Annotated in this window: 14 protein-coding genes; 3 read left to right on the top strand and 11 right to left on the bottom strand. The window is 73.1% G+C overall.

Annotation, left to right across the window (positions count from 1 at the left end):
- Positions 1-21 precede the first annotated feature (21 nt).
- From PZ894_RS12165 to PZ894_RS12130, 8 genes are all read right to left on the bottom strand, one after another.
- Complete coding sequence (locus tag PZ894_RS12165; RefSeq protein WP_275745095.1) at positions 22-801, bottom strand: DUF1295 domain-containing protein; 780 nt, start codon at positions 799-801, stop codon at positions 22-24.
- On the bottom strand, positions 794-1,984 hold the full coding sequence (locus PZ894_RS12160) for a cyclopropane-fatty-acyl-phospholipid synthase family protein (RefSeq protein ID WP_275745094.1): 1,191 nt from the start codon (positions 1,982-1,984) through the stop codon (positions 794-796). Before PZ894_RS12160 ends, PZ894_RS12165 begins: the two co-directional genes overlap by 8 nt.
- The gene (locus PZ894_RS12155) at positions 1,984-3,165 is read right to left on the bottom strand and encodes a cyclopropane-fatty-acyl-phospholipid synthase family protein (protein WP_275745093.1); all 1,182 of its coding nucleotides are present in this window, start codon (positions 3,163-3,165) and stop codon (positions 1,984-1,986) included. The genes PZ894_RS12160 and PZ894_RS12155 overlap by 1 nt, the downstream gene beginning before the upstream one ends.
- Positions 3,162-5,129, bottom strand: a complete 1,968-nt coding sequence (locus tag PZ894_RS12150) for an FAD-dependent oxidoreductase (RefSeq protein ID WP_275745092.1) — start codon at positions 5,127-5,129, stop codon at positions 3,162-3,164. The genes PZ894_RS12155 and PZ894_RS12150 overlap by 4 nt, the downstream gene beginning before the upstream one ends.
- Positions 5,126-5,848, bottom strand: a complete 723-nt coding sequence (locus PZ894_RS12145) for an anti-sigma factor (RefSeq protein WP_275745091.1) — start codon at positions 5,846-5,848, stop codon at positions 5,126-5,128. The genes PZ894_RS12150 and PZ894_RS12145 overlap by 4 nt, the downstream gene beginning before the upstream one ends.
- Positions 5,845-6,441 (bottom strand): ECF RNA polymerase sigma factor SigK, encoded by a 597-nt coding sequence (gene sigK, locus PZ894_RS12140; RefSeq protein ID WP_275745090.1) that lies wholly within the window; start codon positions 6,439-6,441, stop codon positions 5,845-5,847. Before sigK ends, PZ894_RS12145 begins: the two co-directional genes overlap by 4 nt.
- 17 nt (positions 6,442-6,458) lie before the next feature.
- Positions 6,459-7,133: a fasciclin domain-containing protein gene (locus PZ894_RS12135; protein ID WP_275745088.1), complete on the bottom strand. Its 675-nt coding sequence runs from the start codon at positions 7,131-7,133 to the stop codon at positions 6,459-6,461.
- A 108-nt stretch (positions 7,134-7,241) separates the two neighbouring features.
- On the bottom strand, positions 7,242-8,729 hold the full coding sequence (locus PZ894_RS12130) for a molybdopterin-dependent oxidoreductase (RefSeq protein WP_275745086.1): 1,488 nt from the start codon (positions 8,727-8,729) through the stop codon (positions 7,242-7,244).
- A 56-nt stretch (positions 8,730-8,785) separates the two neighbouring features.
- Here PZ894_RS12130 and PZ894_RS12125 point away from each other — a divergent pair, with 56 nt between their 5' ends.
- Both PZ894_RS12125 and PZ894_RS12120 read left to right on the top strand, forming a co-directional pair.
- Positions 8,786-9,535: an enoyl-CoA hydratase-related protein gene (locus PZ894_RS12125; protein ID WP_345799151.1), complete on the top strand. Its 750-nt coding sequence runs from the start codon at positions 8,786-8,788 to the stop codon at positions 9,533-9,535.
- Positions 9,536-9,583: 48 nt separating this feature from the next.
- Positions 9,584-11,782 carry a UvrD-helicase domain-containing protein gene (locus tag PZ894_RS12120; protein WP_275745083.1) on the top strand — a complete coding sequence of 733 codons (2,199 nt, stop codon included), beginning with the start codon at positions 9,584-9,586 and terminating at the stop codon, positions 11,780-11,782.
- 54 nt (positions 11,783-11,836) lie between these two features.
- On the opposite strand, the gene PZ894_RS12115 is transcribed toward PZ894_RS12120, so the two are convergent.
- On the bottom strand, positions 11,837-12,223 hold the full coding sequence (locus tag PZ894_RS12115) for a hypothetical protein (RefSeq protein WP_275745081.1): 387 nt from the start codon (positions 12,221-12,223) through the stop codon (positions 11,837-11,839).
- A gap of 9 nt (positions 12,224-12,232) precedes the next feature.
- On the opposite strand from PZ894_RS12115, the gene PZ894_RS12110 reads away from it, so the two are divergent.
- Complete coding sequence (locus tag PZ894_RS12110) at positions 12,233-13,783, top strand: glycosyltransferase family 2 protein (RefSeq protein WP_275745079.1); 1,551 nt, start codon at positions 12,233-12,235, stop codon at positions 13,781-13,783.
- A gap of 24 nt (positions 13,784-13,807) precedes the next feature.
- On the opposite strand, the gene PZ894_RS12105 is transcribed toward PZ894_RS12110, so the two are convergent.
- Both PZ894_RS12105 and PZ894_RS12100 read right to left on the bottom strand, forming a co-directional pair.
- Entirely contained in the window at positions 13,808-15,616 is a 1,809-nt protein-coding gene (locus PZ894_RS12105; protein WP_275745077.1) for a hypothetical protein, read from the bottom strand.
- On the bottom strand, positions 15,613-16,527 hold the full coding sequence (locus PZ894_RS12100; RefSeq protein WP_275745076.1) for a glycosyltransferase family 2 protein: 915 nt from the start codon (positions 16,525-16,527) through the stop codon (positions 15,613-15,615). The genes PZ894_RS12105 and PZ894_RS12100 overlap by 4 nt, the downstream gene beginning before the upstream one ends.
- Between the last annotated feature and the right edge of the window lie 51 nt (positions 16,528-16,578).

The following is a 16,578-nucleotide window of genomic DNA, read 5'->3' as shown; positions in this document are numbered from 1 at the left end:
GCCGTCCCAGTCTGGCACGCGCTAGCGTCGGGGCGGCAGGGGCACGAACATCGACGTGCGTGCGGCGTACTCTGGGTAGCCCGGCCGTTGCATCATCGACTGCTCCAGCAGGCGTGCTCCGGTGACCCAGACGAGCCAGACGGTCATGGCGATCGGGGAGAGCGCGGAGACCAGGCCGGCGAGCCAGCCCGAGGCGACGCCGCCGGCGAGCCAGATGCCCCACCACACGCAGGCGTCGCCGAAGTAGTTCGGGTGCCGGGTCCAGGCCCACAGGCCCCGGTCCATGACCGGCCCGCGATCCGGGTCGCGCCTGTACGACGCGAGCTGGGCGTCGCCCACGGTCTCGAAGACCACTCCGACGACCCAGACGGCAACACCGGCCCAGAGCGCCCACGACCAGGCGAGTCCGGCGACGGCCGCCGCCTGGAGCGGGAGCGAGACCAGCCACACCGCCGCGCCCTGGACCACGAAGACCTTGCGCACCGCGACGCCCATGCCGACTCGGTCGAGCGTGCCGCCGAGCACCTTCTCGTAGCGCGGGTCCTCTCCGTGGCCGCGGCCGCGCGTGTGGACGTGCGACGAGAGGCGGCCGCCCCAGACCGCGACCAGTCCGAGCAGGAGCCACGACTGCCACGACCCGGCTACCACGGCGCAGACCAGGGCGACGAGCACGAGGGCGACGCCCCAGGCCACGTCGACGACGGCGACCCGACCCACGCGCGCGGCCCACGCCGCAGTCGCCGTCATCACGGCGACGGCCGCGGCCAGGGAGAGGCCCGCGACCAGCAGGAGGTCAGTCACCCGTGCGCTCCATCAGGATCTGGTCGACCCCCATCCTGCCGTCCCGGAAGGCCATCGAGCCGCCGACGAGGTAGAGCCGCCACACCCGGACGGTCTCCTCGCCGACGAGCTCGGTGAGCCGGTCGACGTTGGCCTCGAGTCGCTCGAGCCACCCGGCGACCGTGCGCACGTAGTGCTCCCGCAGGGCTTGGACGTGGCGTACCTCGAGCCCCCCGCCCTCGAGGTACGCCACGGTCTCGCCGAGGGGCCGCATGTGCATGTCGGGCGCGATGAACGCCTCGATGAACGGGCCTCCCCCGGGGTGTCGACCACCCCGCCTCCCGGGTCGCGACATCTGCTGGACCAGCACCCGCCCGCCCGGGCGCACCGCGCGTTGGAGCGCCGCGGCGTACGCCGGGTAGTGGCGTTCGCCCACGTGCTCGCCCATCTCGAGCGAGCCCACGGCGTCGAAGCCGGTCTCCGGCACGTCGCGATAGTCCTGCAGCCGCACCGTCACGCGGTCGGCGAGACCGCGGTCGGCGGCGCGCTTCTCGACGAACGCCTGCTGCTGGGCCGAGATCGTCACCCCGACGACCTGGGCGCCGTGGTGCTCGGCGGCGTGGAGCGACAGCGATCCCCAGCCGCAGCCGACGTCCAGCAGCCGCATGCCGGGCTCGAGGCCGAGCTTGGCGCACACCAGGTCGAGCTTGGCCGTCTGCGCCTCCGCGAGCGTCGTCGACGGGGTCGCGAAGTAGCCGCAGGAGTAGGCCATCGAGCGGTCGAGGATCAGCTCGTAGAACTCGTTGGAGAGGTCGTAGTGGTCGCGGACCGCGCCGACCTGGGACCGCGGTGCCCGCGGCGGTGCTCCGAGCGCGCCGACCGACCGGGCCGCGCGGAGCGCCCGCAGGACCGCGCCCGGTGCGGGACGCCGCGGCAGGCCTCGGTCGCGGGCGACCGCGAAGGCGTGGGTGAGCGCGGAGTCGAGGTCGCCCGGCACGTCGAGCTCACCCGTGACGTAGGCCTGGGCGGCGCCGAGCTCGCCCGGGTGCCACAGCAGGCGGCGTACGGCGCGGGGAGAGTCGAGCACGACGAGGGGCGCGTCTGCCGGGCCGGCCTCGGAGCCGTCCCAGGCGCGCAGCCGGACCGGGAGGTCACCCCCGACGAACGGCTCGACGGCGGCGGCGAGCGTGGTGGCGACGCCCATCAGGCCTCCCGGGTGAGCAGCAGCTGCTGCACGTCGAGGTAGCCGGAGGCGAAGCCGGCGCGGGAGTAGCAGAGGTAGAAGTGCCACATCCGCAGGAAGGTCTCGTCGAAGCCCAGCGTGAGCACGTCGTCGGCGCCGGCCAGGAACGCCTCGTCCCACCGCCGCAACGTCTCGGCGTAGTCGCGGCCGAAGGCGAGCCGGTCGGTCACCCGCAACGAGGTGTGCTCCGCGGTGACCTCGTCGATGGCCTGTGCCGACGGCAGGAAGCCGCCGGGGAAGATGTACTTGTTGATCCACGTGAAGCTGCCGCGGGTCGCGAGCATGCGGTCGTGCGGCATCAGGATCGCCTGGATGCCGGCCCGGCCGCCGGGGGCGAGCAGCCGGTCGACGGTGGCGAAGTAGGTCGGCCAGAACTCGTGGCCCACCGCCTCGACCATCTCGACGCTCAGCACCACGTCGTACCTGCCGGGGACGTCGCGGTAGTCGCACAGCTCGACGTCGACCCGGTCGGCGTAGCCGGCCGCCGCGATGCGCTCGCGGGCCAGGGCCTGCTGCTCCGAGGACAGCGTGACGGACCGGACGGTGGCACCGCGGGCGGCGGCGCGGATCGCGAGCTCGCCCCAGCCGGTGCCGATCTCGAGGACGCGGGTGCCGGGGCCGACCTCGGTGACGTCGAGCAGCCGGTCGATCTTGCGGCGCTGGGCGACCGCCAGGTCGGTGCCGGTGTCGAAGAGCGCGGACGAGTAGCTCATCGTCTCGTCGAGGAAGAGGGAGAAGAGGTCGTTGGAGAGGTCGTAGTGGTGCGCGACCAAGGCGCGCGTGTGGTCCTCCGACGGCCGATGGGCCGACGGGGCACGACGGCCGACCAGACGCCGGAACCGCTGCAGCGGCCGAGGCACCAGGTCGGCGACGTCCGAGGCGAGCACGGTCAGGAACGCCGTGAGGTCCTCGGCCTCCCAGGCGCCGGTCAGGTAGGCCTCGCCGAACCCGATCAGGCCGTCCCGGCCGAGGCGCGCGTAGAGCTCGTCGGGGCGATGGACCGTGACGGAGTCCTCCAGGCCCAGGCGCCTGATGGCCGACCGGAAGAGTCCACGGGCGACGTACGCCGAGACGGCGGTGCGCGCGCCGTGCGGGACGTCCTCGAGGCTCGGCCAGGCGGGGCGGTTCTGCGTCAGCGTCATCGGACGCCCTCCTGACGGTGGTCGGGGCGGGGACGGATCGGGAGTCGGCGCAGCCAGAGCGCGACCCCGTGCGCGCGGATCAGGGCGGCGCCTCGCAGCGCCGCCGGGGCGGCCCGCCACGGCGGGTCGTCGGTGCGGTACCCGTCCATCGAGGCGCTGAAGCGCGCGCCGTCCGCGGTCGTCAGCGTGACGGCGACGCGGAGCCGGTCGGTGGGCTCCGGGACGGCGATGTCGTAGGTGCCGTCCGTGCCGTGGAACGGGGAGACGTACATCGCCTTCGGCGTCGTCGCCCGGCCCCGCTGGTCGGGATGGACGAGGTAGGCGTGCCGGTCGCCGTAGGTGTTGTGCACCTCGATCACGACGCACGGGTCGTCGTGCTCCGGGCGGACCCAGAAGACGCTGATCGGGTTGAAGCAGAACCCGAGCGCGCGCGGGTGCGCCGCCATCAGGACCTTCCCCGCGCCGAGCTCGACACCGTGCAGCGCCAGGAAGCGACCGAGGTTCTCGCGGAGGGGGAGGTCGGGGTCGCCGAGGTGGTCACGTGCCTCGAACCGGCCCAGCAGCGGGCTCAGCGGGCCGTGGTCGGGCAGGTCGTCGAGGTCGACCAGCCAGGTGTGGGAGCGGTGGGTGAAGGACCGCCGCCACGGCGCGCGCCGGGTGTGCCGGATCTCGGTCCGGTAGATGCCGGTTTCGGTGGTGGAGGAAGGCGCGCTGGCGCGGGTCTCGAAACCACCCCAGCCGAACCCCAGCCGCTCCGCCGCCGCGACTCCGGAGCGCGCACCGTCCTCGTGGAACCCCCAGCCGTGGTAGGCGCCGGCGAACGCGACCCGGTCGGTGTCGATCTCGGGCAGCCGGGCCCGGGCGGCCACCGAGGCCGGCGTATAGAGCGGGTGCTCGTACTCCATCCGGTCGATCACGGTCGACGGGTCGACGAGGTCCTCACCGCCGAGCGTCACCAGGTAGCGCGTGTCGGTGGGGAGTCGCTGGAGGCGGGTCAGGTCGTAGGTGACGGTGACGTGGTCGCGGTCGCCCGCGGGGCGACGGAAGTTCCACGACGCACGGGCGCCCGCGGCCGTCGGCAGCAGCGCGGTGTCGGTGTGCAGCAGGGCGATGTTGGCGGAGTAGGGCAGGGCGCCGAGGACCTCGCGCTGGGCGCGGGTCGGCTCGGCGAGCATCGCGAGGGCGTGGCCCGGGTGGGCGGCGACCACGACCGCGTCGTACCTCTCGACCCGCCCGTTGCCGTCGGTGATCTCCACGCCCTGCGGGGTCTCGGCCACCGACGTGACCTTCGTGCCGGTGCGGACCTCGGCGAGGGCGGCCGCGACCCGATCGACGTACGTGCGTGCGCCGCCGGAGACCGTGCGCCACCGCGGGGACCCGAAGACCCCGAGCATCCCGTGGTGGTCGAGGAACGCGAAGAGGTAGCGGGCCGGGTAGTCGAGCGCGACGTCCGGGTCGCACGACCAGACCGACGCGACGAGCGGCTCCATGAAGTGCCGGCGGAAGTACGCCGTGAACCCGCCGACGTCGAGGAACGCGCGGAGCGTGACGTCGTCGCCGTCCCGGCTCATCAGGCGCCGGGCCTGCCGGTGGAAGCGGGGGATCTCCGCGAGCATCCGCAGGTACGCCGGGTCGGCGAGGTTGCGCAGCCGCGGGACGAGGCCGCGCATCCCGAGGGCGCCGGCATACTCCAGCCCCGTCTCGTCGTCGCGCACCGAGAGCGACATCTCCGACGGCTGGGTCGCCACGTCGAGCTCGCGGAAGAGCCGCAGCAGGGTCGGGTAGGTGCGCTCGTTGTGGACGATGAACCCGGTGTCGATGGCGAGCCCGTCGACCAGATGTGTGTCGGCGTGGCCGCCCAGACGGTCGTCGGCCTCGTAGAGCGTGACCGACGCCGACCGCGACGCGACGTGCGCCGCGGTCAGTCCGGCGACGCCGGAGCCGACGACGGCGACCCGTCTCACCCGCTCCTCCCGAAGTCGAAGAGCGCGATCGGGTCGGTGGTGGGCTCGGGGGAGCCGCCCTCGGGCTCGACCGTGATGCCGGCCGCCGTGGCTGTGCCCGCCGCGCCGTCGAGGACGACGGTCTGGTCCCTCTCGACCGGCATCAGGCCGGCGGAGACCATGCCCTCGCCGGGCTGGTCGAGCCAGAGCTGGTAGACCTTGCCCTCGGGGGGCGGCGGCATCTTGCTGGTGACGATCACGGCCTTGTCGAGCGAGTCCGAGTGGGTGACGGTCGCGGACGCGCCACCCTGGAAGTCGAGCGACGTGCTCTGTGCGTCGGGCGCGTCGAGCACCTGCTGGGCGACCGTCGGACCCTGCGTCGTGCCGTCCTCCCACGGCTGCTGCCAGACGGCGGCGCCGGCGCCGGCCAGCACGACCGCGGCGGCCGCTGCCGCGAGCAGGCGGAGCCGGCGGTGCGGAGGCCGGGTGGTCGACCGGACCTCCGGCGGGAGCGGACGGACCGTGCCGATGCCGGTGAGCACCCGGTCGCGCAGCGCCGCGGGCGGCTCGGTGGCGACGGTCTCGGCGAGGAGGGCCGCGGTCTCGCGGAGGCCGGCGACCTCGGCCCGGCAGTCCGGGCAGTCGGCGAGGTGCCGCTCGAACGCCGCGCGCTCGAGCTCGTCGAGGGCGTCGACGGCGTAGGCGCCGGTCATGGCGTGGAACTCGTGCGGCGAGGTCATGAGTGCACCCCCAGCGCGTCGCGCAGCCGGATGAGTCCGTCGCGGATGCGGGTCTTCGCGGTGCCGACCGGTAGGTCGAGCATGGTCGCCACCTCCGTGTGGGTGTAGCCGCCGAGGAAGGCCAGGCCGACGGCCTCGCGCTGCACCTCGGTGAGGGCCGCCATGGCGCCGCGGACCCGACGGACCTCGAGCGAGGTCTGGGCGGCCTCCGCGGTCGCGTCGTGGTCGACCGGCTGGTTCTGCTGGTGGTAGGTCGTGTCGCGCCGGGAGGCCGCCTCCGCCGAGCGGACCCGGTCGACGGCCGTGCGGTGGGCGATCATCAGCAGCCACCCGATCGGGCTGCCGCGCTCGGGCTCGTAGCGGCTCGCCGTCCGCCAGATCTCGAGGTAGGCCTCCTGGGTCACCTCCTCGGCCTGGGTCGGGTCGCGCACGACCCGCAGGGCGAGGCCGAACACGCGCGCGGCCGTCGCGTCGTACAGACGGGCGAACGCAGCCTCGTCGGCCCGGCCGGCCCGCCGCAGCAGTTCGCCCAGGTCGGGGCCCGCCGCCCCGCCCTCGGGGGGCGGGGCGGCCACGGGCCCGATGTGGTTCACGCGTGATCCCTACCCGATCAGGGCATCAGTACGCCGTCGATGACGTACACGGTCGCGTTGGCGGTCGGGATGTTGCCGCACAGGACCTTCGCGTCGGCCTTGCCGACGGTGAAGTCCTCGCCCGAGCCCTCGACGGTGAGCTTCTCGCCCTCGAGGGTCTTGTGGGTGCCGGCCAGCTCGTCGGGGCCGAGCTCACCCGGCACGACGTGGTAGGTGAGAATCTTGGTCAGCGTCGCCTTGTCGGACATCACGGCGTTCATGTCCTTCTTCGGGATCTGCCCGAACGCGTCGTCGGTCGGCGCGAAGACCGTGATCCCGTCGGCGGAGTTGAGGGTGTCGACGAGCTTCGCCTGGGTGACCGCCTGGACCAGCGTCTTGAGCAGCGGGTTCGCGCTCGCCGCGGTCGCGACCGGCTCGGTGGCCATGCCGTTGAAGGAGCCGGCGCCGTCCGCGGGGATCTGCGAGCAGCCGGCGCCGAACGTCTCGGCCGCGGCGTCGGATCCTGCGTCGGATCCTGCGTCGGATCCGGTGTCCTCCGACGGGGTCATCTCGTCGGAGGGGGCCGCCGAGCTGGACTCGTCGGTCGCCGCGGTCTCGTTGCCGTCGCTGTCGTCACCGCAGGCCGCGAGGCCGAGGGTGGCGGTCAGCGCCAGGGCGGCGAGCCCGGTGGTACGGCGGAGGGAGCTGTTCATGATCGTGCCTTCCCGTTGCGGTCTGGACGCATGTCATTCGGCGCCGCGCCCGGACCGGATTGGTCGGGCGGCGGCCGCACGTGAACGGCGGGCCGCCGCTCTCCGCGGTCACGCCACGGTGACGACGATCTCCTGGATGCCGCTCGAGCCGTCGGGGAACGGCGTGGCGCGCTCGGCGGCCTGGACGTCGCCGGAGCCGGCGATCGCCCGGCAGGCGAGGGCGTGCTGGCCCGGTTCGGCGGTCCAGGGCAGGTACCACTGGCGCCAGTAGTCGGTGCCGACCGACGGGCCGAGGCGGGCCCGCTGCCAGTCGCCTCCGTCGACGCGCACCTCGACGCCGGCGACGCCGCCCTGGTGCTGGGCCCAGGCGATGCCCCCGATGACGGTGCGGCCGGGTTCGACGGTGGACAGCGGCTTCGGGGTGTCGACGCGGCTGGCGATCTTGATGGGCGCGTCGGTCGCCCAGTCGCGCCGGGTCCAGTACGCGTCCTGCTCGGCGTACGTCGTGAGCGTCATCCGGGTGATCCACTTGCACGCGCTGACGAAGCCGTACAGGCCCGGCACCACCATCCGCGCGGGGAAGCCGTGCGCGCGCGGCAGCGACGAGCCGTTCATGCCGACGGCGATCATCGCGTCCCGTCCGTCGGTGGCGACGTCGAGCGGCGTGCTGATCGTCATCCCGTCGACGTCGGTCGACAGGATCTGGTCGGCGCTCGTCTCGGCGATGCCGGCCCGGTCGAGCAGGTCGGTCAGCGGCACGCCGAGCCAGCGGGCGCCGCCGACGTAGGTCCCGCCGACCTCGTTGGAGACGCAGGTCATCGTGATGTCGCGCTCGACGAGGGGCATGTCCAGCAGGTCGTCGAAGGTGAACGTCACCGACCGGCTGACGTCACCGTCGATCGTGAGCGTCCAGTCGTCGACGTCGACGATCGGAAGGGTGAGCCGGGTGTCGACCCGGTAGAAGTCGCCGGTCGGCGTGCGCAGCGGCGTGACGCCGGGCACCCGCGCGTCGAGCGGGCGAGCGGGAAAGGGCGGTGCCGGGTCGGCGGGCGCGGGCAGTGACACGGTGGTCTCGCGGGTGCGGTACGACGTGATCAGGCGCCCCGCGCCGCCCGCGAGGGCCCCCGCTGCCGCGGCGGTGCCCGCGGCGACCAGGACGGCGCGTCGGCTCGGGCCGGAGCCTCCCGGCGCGGGCGTAGGGGCGGCACGGGTGAGCCACCAGAGCACGGCGACCCCGACGGCGCCGGCCGCCACGCTCGGCAGGACCTGCTCGGCGACGACCGCGGGGATCAGCACGAGCACGAGCAGCAGCGCGGCACCGAGCTCGAACCGGCGCCGCGCGAGGAGTCCGGCGATCGCGGCCAGGACCAGGACGCCCGCCGTCACCGAGCCGACGAGCACGTCCTTGTCGTGGGACCCGAAGGTGCGGATCGCCCACTCCTTCAGCGGTGTGGGCGTCAGGTCGATGACCTGGGAGCCGACGGCCAGCACGGGCGAGGAGGCCGGCTCCGTCAGCGCCGCCACCAGGTGGCCGGTCGCCACGCCGACGAGAGTGGCGAGGACGCCGAAGCCGGCGAACAGGAGTCGGGAGCGCATGGCTGGGGTTCGGAGCCGCACCGGCCACGGATGGCGGGTGCGGCAGGATGGCCGGCATGTCCGACGAGCTCGTGCACTACGACCTGGGCGACGGCGTCGCCACCCTCACCCTCGACTCCGAGCACAACCGCAACGCGCTGTCGCGCCAGCTGGTGTCCGAGCTGTTCGCCGCGCTGGAGCGCGCCGAGGCGGACCGCGGCGTGAAGGTCGCGCTGATCGCCTCAGCCGGCCGGGTGTTCTGCTCCGGCGCCGACCTGTCGGAGGCCACCAGCGGTGGCATGGACGAGGGTGCCCGCAGGATCGTCGAGCTCCAGCGGCTCATCGTGAGCATGGACAAGCCGGTCGTGACCCGGGTCGGTGGACCGGTCCGCGCGGGCGGCATCGGCATCGTCGCCGCCTCCGACGTCGTCGTCGCGAGCGAGGACGCGACGTTCGCGCTGACCGAGGTCAAGCTCGGCCTGGCGGCGGCGATCATCTCGCTCACCGTGCATGCCCGGATGACTCCGCGCGCGGCCTCGCTCACGACGCTCGGCGGCGAGGTCTTCACCGGCACCGAGGCCGCGGCGTACGGGCTGGTCACCGCCGCCGTGCCCGCCGACCGCCTCGACGAGGAGGTCGCGAAGGTCTGCGCCTCGCTCGCCACCGGCTCCGGCCAGGGGCTGCGCGAGTCCAAGCGCATCCTCAACCGCGAGCTGCTCGCGCGCATCGACGCGCACGGCGAGGAGATGGCGCAGCTGTCGGCCCGGTTGTTCGCCTCCGACGAGGCTCGTGAGGCGATGACGGCATTCCTGTCTCGCAAGAAGTAGTACTTCGGTAGGCTTGTCGACTCGCTGAAACGGGTTGAGGGGACAGGCGTGTCGGAAGAGCTGGTCGAGAGGGAGATCGCGGCCGAGCAGCAGTTCGTGGACCGGGTCTACCGTCAGCTGGAGGTGTCGGCCAGGGCGGCCCAGGAGCTCGCGCGGGAGGGTCACAGCCGGGGGCGGCTCGGTCATGAGGGCGGGCTGGTCGAGCGGGACGCGATGGTGTTCCAGGCCGCGCGTCGGATCGCCCAGCTCGACGCCGCCCACGAGGGTCTGGTCTTCGGACGCCTCGACATGCATCCGGAGCTCGACCCGGAGCCGCGCTACATCGGTCGCATCGGCCTGCGCGACGAGAACCGCGACTCGCTGCTGATCGACTGGCGTGCCCCGGCCGCGGCCGTCTTCTACCAGGCGACCGCCGCCGAGCCGCAGCGCGTCGTACGCCGTCGGGTGCTGCGCGCCGCCGGCCGCGACGTCGTCGGTGTCGAGGACGAGCTGCTCGACGCCGAGGCGCTCGAGGAGTCGGGGGCGGACCTCCCGATCGTCGGGGAGGGTGCGCTGATGGCGCAGCTCTCGCGCGCCCGCGACCGCTCGATGCACTCGATCGTGGCCACCATCCAGGCCGAGCAGGACAAGGCGATCCGCGCTCCCGGACGCGGAGTCGTCTCGATCTCCGGCGGACCCGGCACCGGCAAGACCGTGGTCGCGCTGCACCGCGCGGCGTACCTCCTCTACACCGACCGCCGGCGCTACGAGACCGGCGGTGTGCTGGTCGTCGGACCGAGCGGCGTCTTCATGCGCTACATCGAGCGGGTGCTGCCGAGCCTCGGGGAGACCGCCGTCGCCCTGCGCTCGCTCGGCGAGGTGGTCGACGGCGTGCGCGCCACCCGACACGACGAGCCGGCCGTCGCCGACGTCAAGGGCTCGGCCGTGATGGCCGAGCTGATGCGGCGGACCGCCCGCCAGCAGGCGCCGGGCAGCCCGCGCGAGTTCCGGATCTTCTGGCGCGACGACACGATCGTGCTCGACCGCGGCCGGCTCGGGGCGATCCGGCGCAACCTGATGTCGCAGGGTCGCCGCAACCGCCAGCTGCCCCGCGTCGCCGGCGCGCTGCTCGACGCGATGTGGCGCCAGGTGCGCGGCGAGCGCGGCCGCGAGCGCGGGCGCGAGTCCTTCGACGACGACATGCTCTCCGACCACACGTTCGTCGACTTCGTCGCCGCGTGGTGGCCGCCCCTCGACGCCGTGCAGGTCTTCGGCTGGCTGCGCGACCCGGACTTCCTCGCGCGCGTCGGTGACGGCGTCGTCGGACCCGAGGAGCAGCGGCTGCTCGCGAAGTCCTGGGCCGACGCCGCCGACTTCACGGTCGAGGACGTCCCGCTGCTCGACGAGCTGCGCTACGCGATCGGCGACGTGCCCGCACGCACCGACGACGAGGAGACCCTCGACGACACCGGGCTGCTCGAGGGCGGCATCGACGTCCAGGAGCTCTTCACCGCCGCCGACCGCGAGTTCGCGCCGTCGGGCCGGGCCTGGTCGCCGCCGACCCACAAGGTCGAGGACGACGCCTACGCCCACGTGCTGGTCGACGAGGCGCAGGACCTCACGCCGATGCAGTGGCGGATGGTCGGCCGGCGGGGCCGGACGGCGTCGTGGACCATCGTCGGCGACCCCGCACAGTCCTCGTGGCCGGTGCCCGCCGAGGCCGAGGCAGCGCGGGCCGCGGCGCTCGAGGGCAAGGAGCGCCACGAGTTCCACCTCTCGACCAACTACCGCAACTCGTCCGAGATCTACGCCCACGCCGCGGCGTACGCCGAGCGCGTCGGCCTCGACGCCGACCTGCCCACGGCGGTCCGGTCGACCGGCGTCGACCCCGTCGTCCGCACCGGCATCGCCGACGGCGACCTCGAGGCCACGACCCGGGCTGCCGTCGCCGAGGTCGCCGGCCAGGTCGAGGGCACGGTCGGCATCGTCGTCCCCGTCGCCCGCCGGTCGGAGGTCAACGCCTGGCTGGCGTCGTGGCCGGAGCTCGCCGCCGACGCGGCCGGTGCCCGCGCGGCGGTCGACTCCGCGGTCACCCCGTCGGGCGACGACCGGGTCGTCGTGCTCACCGGTCTCGACACCAAGGGCCTGGAGTTCGACGGCATCGTCGTCGTGCGCCCGCAGGAGATCGAGGAGGAGTCCGCCACCGGCCGCGCCACGCTCTACGTCGTCCTGACCCGCGCGACGCAGCTGCTGACGACGCTGGGGTGAGGTCCGCACGGCGACGGGGCGCCGCCTGACCTAGGGTGTTCCCTGCCGAGGCTCCTAGCGGAAGGTCGTCCTGCATTGCCTGCCCCTCCACGTACCGTCGTCTTTCTCGTCGGCGATCCGCAGGAAGAGCTCGAGGGGGCTGCTGTCGACGCCTGGCACGCGGCCGTCGGCGGGGTCGGCGCCGCCGAGGTCGTGGTGGTCGACGGGAGTCGCGACTGGTGGTCCGACGCCCCTGCGCGGGATCTCGGCGTCGGTGACCTGGCGGTGGTCGCCGACGCCAGGTGGGTTCCCGGGCCGGACCCGGTGGGTCGGCTGACCGCGACCCGTGGGGACTCCCCGGAGGTCGTGGTGGACGCCCGCGTCCTCCCGGTGGAGACGACGCGCGTCGTCGATGACCACGAGGAGGATCTGCCGGCGGAGCCGGGTGACCCACACGGACACGATCAGATCGTGCAACGGCTCCTGAGGCTCGCACCCACGCTGCGCGTGTCGGCGGCGTGCTGCCTGGTCGAGGCAACCCTGCTGCCCGAGCTCGGGCCGCTCTGGCGTGTCCCCGTCGCCGACGGGCGCGGTGCCGCGGTGGCCGCCTGGGCGGACGCCTCGGGCAGGCACGTCGTCGTGGCCACGACCGCCACCGTCTTCCTGCCGGTCGGCGTCGACAGTGAGGGAGCCCCCGACGGCTTGGTGGGCCCCATGGCCGCCGACGCGTTCGAGCCCCCGTCGTACTCCCACCCCGGCGCCCTCGCCGACACCTCGCTCGGGGGGCTCCTGCGATCCGTCGGACTTCCATGGACCGGCCCCGAGGATCCCGGTGCGGCGGATCGCCCGTTCCTCAGCATCGTGACCCGCACCCAGGGCACCCGGTCGCAGTGTCTCGAGGACGTGCTGACCTGCCTGTCGGGTCAGACCAACCGGGACTTCGAGGTCGTCCTGGCGTGCCACCGGGTGGACGACGACGGGCGTGCCGACGTGCGGCGCGTCGTGGAGTCGCAGCCCCCGTGGCTCCAGGAGCGCGTCCGCACCATCGAGGTGCAGCGCCCGGGTCGGTCGTCCCCGCTCAACGAGGGATTCGACGCGGCGCGAGGTCGCTACATCGTGATGCTCGACGACGACGACACGGTCCTCGCGCACTGGGTCGAGACCTTCGCGGCGCTCGAACGACAGCGGCCCGGGAGGCTGTTGCGGGCGACGACGGTGCGGCAGGACGTCATTCCCCTCGACGGGCACGACCAGCTCTGCGCGGTTCCGGTGGGCAACGCCTTTGCCGCGTGGGCAGACACGTTCGACCTCGCGGACCACCTGCGGGTGAACCACACACCGTGCATGTCGGTCGCCTTCCCACGTGGCCTGTTCCACGACCTCGGGATGAGGTTCGACGAGTCGCTCCCCGCCAACGAGGACTGGGACTTCCTCCTGCGGGCTGCTGGTCTCGTCGGGGCGCACTCGTCGACGGAGGTCACGAGCATCTATCGCTGGTGGCTGGAGCGGGCGTCGTCGCGCGAGCTGCACAGCTCGGACGAGTGGGACGACGCCCGGGAGCGCGTCCTGGCCAAGTTGGATCAGACGGTCCTGATCCTCCCGCCCGAGTCGACTGCTCGGATCCGTGAAGTCACCGACAAGTGGAGACGCGAGGCAGTGGAGCTGGCCACCTCCCAGCACCAGATCATCCTCCAGCTCCATGAGGTGGGGTCCTCGCACGAACGCACCATGGCGTCGTGGCAGCTGACCAAGGAACGGCTTGCCCGTGCCACCAAGCGCGCCGAGGAGGCGACGCGTTCCGCGAAGAGGCTGACTCGTCAGCTGGAGAAGCAGAAGACGCGGTTCAAGCGCCGCCAGCGCCTCATGCGGGAGGCAGACGACCTCCTGCAGGTGACCGGCACCCGGGCAGAGCACCCTTCGGTGTTCGCGATGAGCCCCCGGCAGCTTCGCGGACTGATCGCGACGCTGCAGCGGCGACCGGCGGCCGCTCCCCGTGGCAGGAGCAGGCCGACTCGCCATTAGCGTCGAGGTGAGGCTGGGTCCCGGTCAGCCGTCGGTGCGTCTCCCTCGGCGAGGCCGCGGGGCACCGGCCTCGCGCGCCTTCTTCAGCTTGGCGCGCAGCCGGGCCACCTGCTCGCGGTGACTGTCCTCGGCGGCGGCCAGCTTGCGCTCGAGGGACGAGATGATGGCCTCGAGGTTGCCCACGTGCGCATGCGTGAGTCGGAGCTCCTCGGTCCTGGCCTCCAGCTGCTCGCGCAGCGCAGAGGCTGAGCCGCCCTCCGGCACGCCGTCACGGAAGCGGGCCGCCTCGCCGGCCGGCAACAGCAGCGGCCGGCTCGTGAGGGCGCGGCGCGCCGCTTCGTCGAGCGAGCCCGCTGCAGCCGAAGACGCTCGGGACGACCAGACGCGGTGCAGGCTCGTGATGCCGGGGATCTCCGAGACGCCGGCCAGCTGAGCGCACCTGACGAGCATCTCCCAGGCCGCTCCCGTCGACAGCGAGGGGTCGTAGCGCAGCCCGAAGTCGCGGTGCAGTGCCGTCGGCCAGATCCAGCTCTGGGCGGGTGACAGGTTCTCGGTCGCGTGCTGCCAGAGGGAGAAGCCGATCGGAGGCTCGGCGCGGGGCGAGTCCTCGGCGCGGATGGCGGACTGGCCGCGGACCTCGACGACGGCGTGCTCCTGGACCACCGCCGGGGCACGCATGACCCGGTCGACCCACTCCAGCTGGGCGTCCTGGAAGCTGGTCAGCCAGCCGCCGAAGACCAGGTCCCCGGCGTCGAAGGCGGCGGCGTAGCGAGCGCGGACCGACGAGAGTCCGAGGTTGTAGGCAGCACCCTCGGTCTCGGCGTCGGCGACCGTCAGACGGATCCTCCGGGCCAGGTGCGTCGGCTGGTCGGCGAGCACCTCCTCGATCGCGGCGAGTCCGCCATCGGGCACGCCCACCGCGACCACGACGACCTCGAGGTCGTCGACGGACTGAGCCGACAGGCACAGGAGCGACTCGCGGAGCGCCTGCGCGCTGCTGCCGTCGGCGCGGAGCACCACGCCGAGGAACGGCGGCGACTCCGCCGCCTCGACCGCCGCCTCGACCGCGCTCTCGACGGCGCCCTCGGCGACGCCGGGCTCGACCGGGGCGTCCGGTTCGACGGCCCAGATGAACTGGTTGGTGAGAGCGTGCCCGTCGACTCCGTCGCGGAGGCCGCGGATCCACTGCCCCACGGGAGTGGCCTCGCTCAAGGCGGCGTGGTCTGCGGGGAAGTGCTGGTCGCTCCACTCCAGGACGACGTCGTAGGTCTCCGCCACCCGGAGACCGACCTCGGCGAGCGCCGAGGTCAGGCCCGGCGGGCTGTAGAGACGCACGTGGGTGCGGTCGAGCAACCCCGTCTCCGTGTAGTCCCACTGCCCGAGCAGCAGCTTGGCCGCCAGGTCGCGGTGGGTCACGTTCGGCACACTGAGGACGCCGGTCGCGTGGTGGTCGTGCAGCAGTCCCGCGATCGCCGCCAGGGCATGCTCGCCGGTCACGAGGTGCTCGAGGCCGTCGAGCATCGTGATGGACGCGAGCGGCCGCTCGCCCAGCACGGCCGTCAACGCGTCGAGCACGTCCGGCGAGTTGAGATCGATCGTGTGGGCCTCGAACCCCCGGGAGCGCACGGCCTCGACCGACGCCTCGTCGTAGTCGAGTCCGACATAGACGAGACCCAGGTCGTTCTCCACGTGGGGGGCGATCGGGGAGAGCCCACTCGCCAGGTCGAGGTGCACACGGCCGCTGCCGGTCTCGACGTGGCGGTGCAGCAGCTCGAGGGTGTGGCCGTATGCGTTGTCGGGACCGACCTGGTTGTCGTACTTGTGCCGGGTCACAGCGCGAACCTGTGGGGTGCGTAGTTGCCCGCGACGAACTGGCCGACGCGGTGCTCGGGGTCGTGCCTGGCGGCCAACGTCCCGGTGTCGCGCCGCTCCCGGAAGGCGGCGACGGCCTGGCCGTGGATCTCCTGAGGAGAGCTCTCGAGCTGCCGCATGACGTCGTCGAGGATGTCGTCTCGCGACCACTTGTGAGCCAGGAGCAGGGCCGCCTCGGCCGAGTAGTAGAGCTCCGCCTCGGTCGGCATCCATTCGCCGCCCGCGGTCAGCTGCTTGTCGTGGAAGACGACTGCCGCCGGCTGGTGGACGACCCGGTGTCCGGCCTCCCGCAGCCTCCAGGACAGGTCGACGTCATCGCAGTAGAGGAAGAACGTGTCCTCGTCGAAGCCGCCCACCTGCTCGAACGCCGCGCGCCGCACCAGGGAGAACGCCCCCGACCCCCACGAGGTCTCCCCGGTCGCCCGGTCGTAGTCCTTGGGGTGCTCGACCGGCAGCTGCTTGGCCTCGACCAGCCCCACGTCGGGGTCGGAGGCGAAGACCTCGAGCATGCGGCACAGCGCGCGACCGTCCGGGATCACGTCCGGGTTGCAGATCAGCACGAAGTCCGAGTCGGTCGCCCGGGCCAGCCGGTTCTGGCCGCGTGAGGTGCCGGTATTCTCGCCGAAGAACGTGTAGGTCACCGCCAGCCGCTCGACGTCTTGCCGGAGCTCCGCGAGCTCGTCTGCGGACACGACCGGCTGCGGGGACGCGTCGCCGTAGGCGAGCTCGAGCCGGCTGATCCTGCCGGTCTCGGCGCCGACCCGGGCCGCGTTGTCGAAGGCCCGGATGGTGCGCGCCATGGCATCCACGGTGTTGCCGAAGAGGACCGTGAGTGCCGACACCGACACCGGTGCGGGTGGGTTGGTCGTCAACGGGACTCCTGGTGACTGGCCGGCGAGGCTGACGAGTGTACGAGGCGCAGG

The sequence above is a fragment of the Nocardioides sp. YIM 152315 genome, assembly GCF_029210375.1.
In the GTDB taxonomy this organism is placed as follows: domain Bacteria; phylum Actinomycetota; class Actinomycetes; order Propionibacteriales; family Nocardioidaceae; genus Nocardioides.
Note: the sequence above shows the minus strand (reverse complement) of the source record. Positions and strands in the feature narration are given on the sequence as shown.

Bases quoted from the DNA above. Each gene is read 5' to 3' on its own strand.
- PZ894_RS12160 (WP_275745094.1), bottom strand. From the start codon at position 1,984: ATGGGCGTCGCCACCACGCTCGCCGCCGCCGTCGAGCCGTTCGTCGGG.
- PZ894_RS12155 (WP_275745093.1), bottom strand. From the start codon at position 3,165: ATGACGCTGACGCAGAACCGCCCCGCCTGGCCGAGCCTCGAGGACGTC.
- PZ894_RS12145 (WP_275745091.1), bottom strand. From the start codon at position 5,848: ATGACCTCGCCGCACGAGTTCCACGCCATGACCGGCGCCTACGCCGTC.
- PZ894_RS12135 (WP_275745088.1), bottom strand. From the start codon at position 7,133: ATGAACAGCTCCCTCCGCCGTACCACCGGGCTCGCCGCCCTGGCGCTG.
- PZ894_RS12130 (WP_275745086.1), bottom strand. From the start codon at position 8,729: ATGCGCTCCCGACTCCTGTTCGCCGGCTTCGGCGTCCTCGCCACTCTC.
- PZ894_RS12125 (WP_345799151.1), top strand. From the start codon at position 8,786: ATGTCCGACGAGCTCGTGCACTACGACCTGGGCGACGGCGTCGCCACC.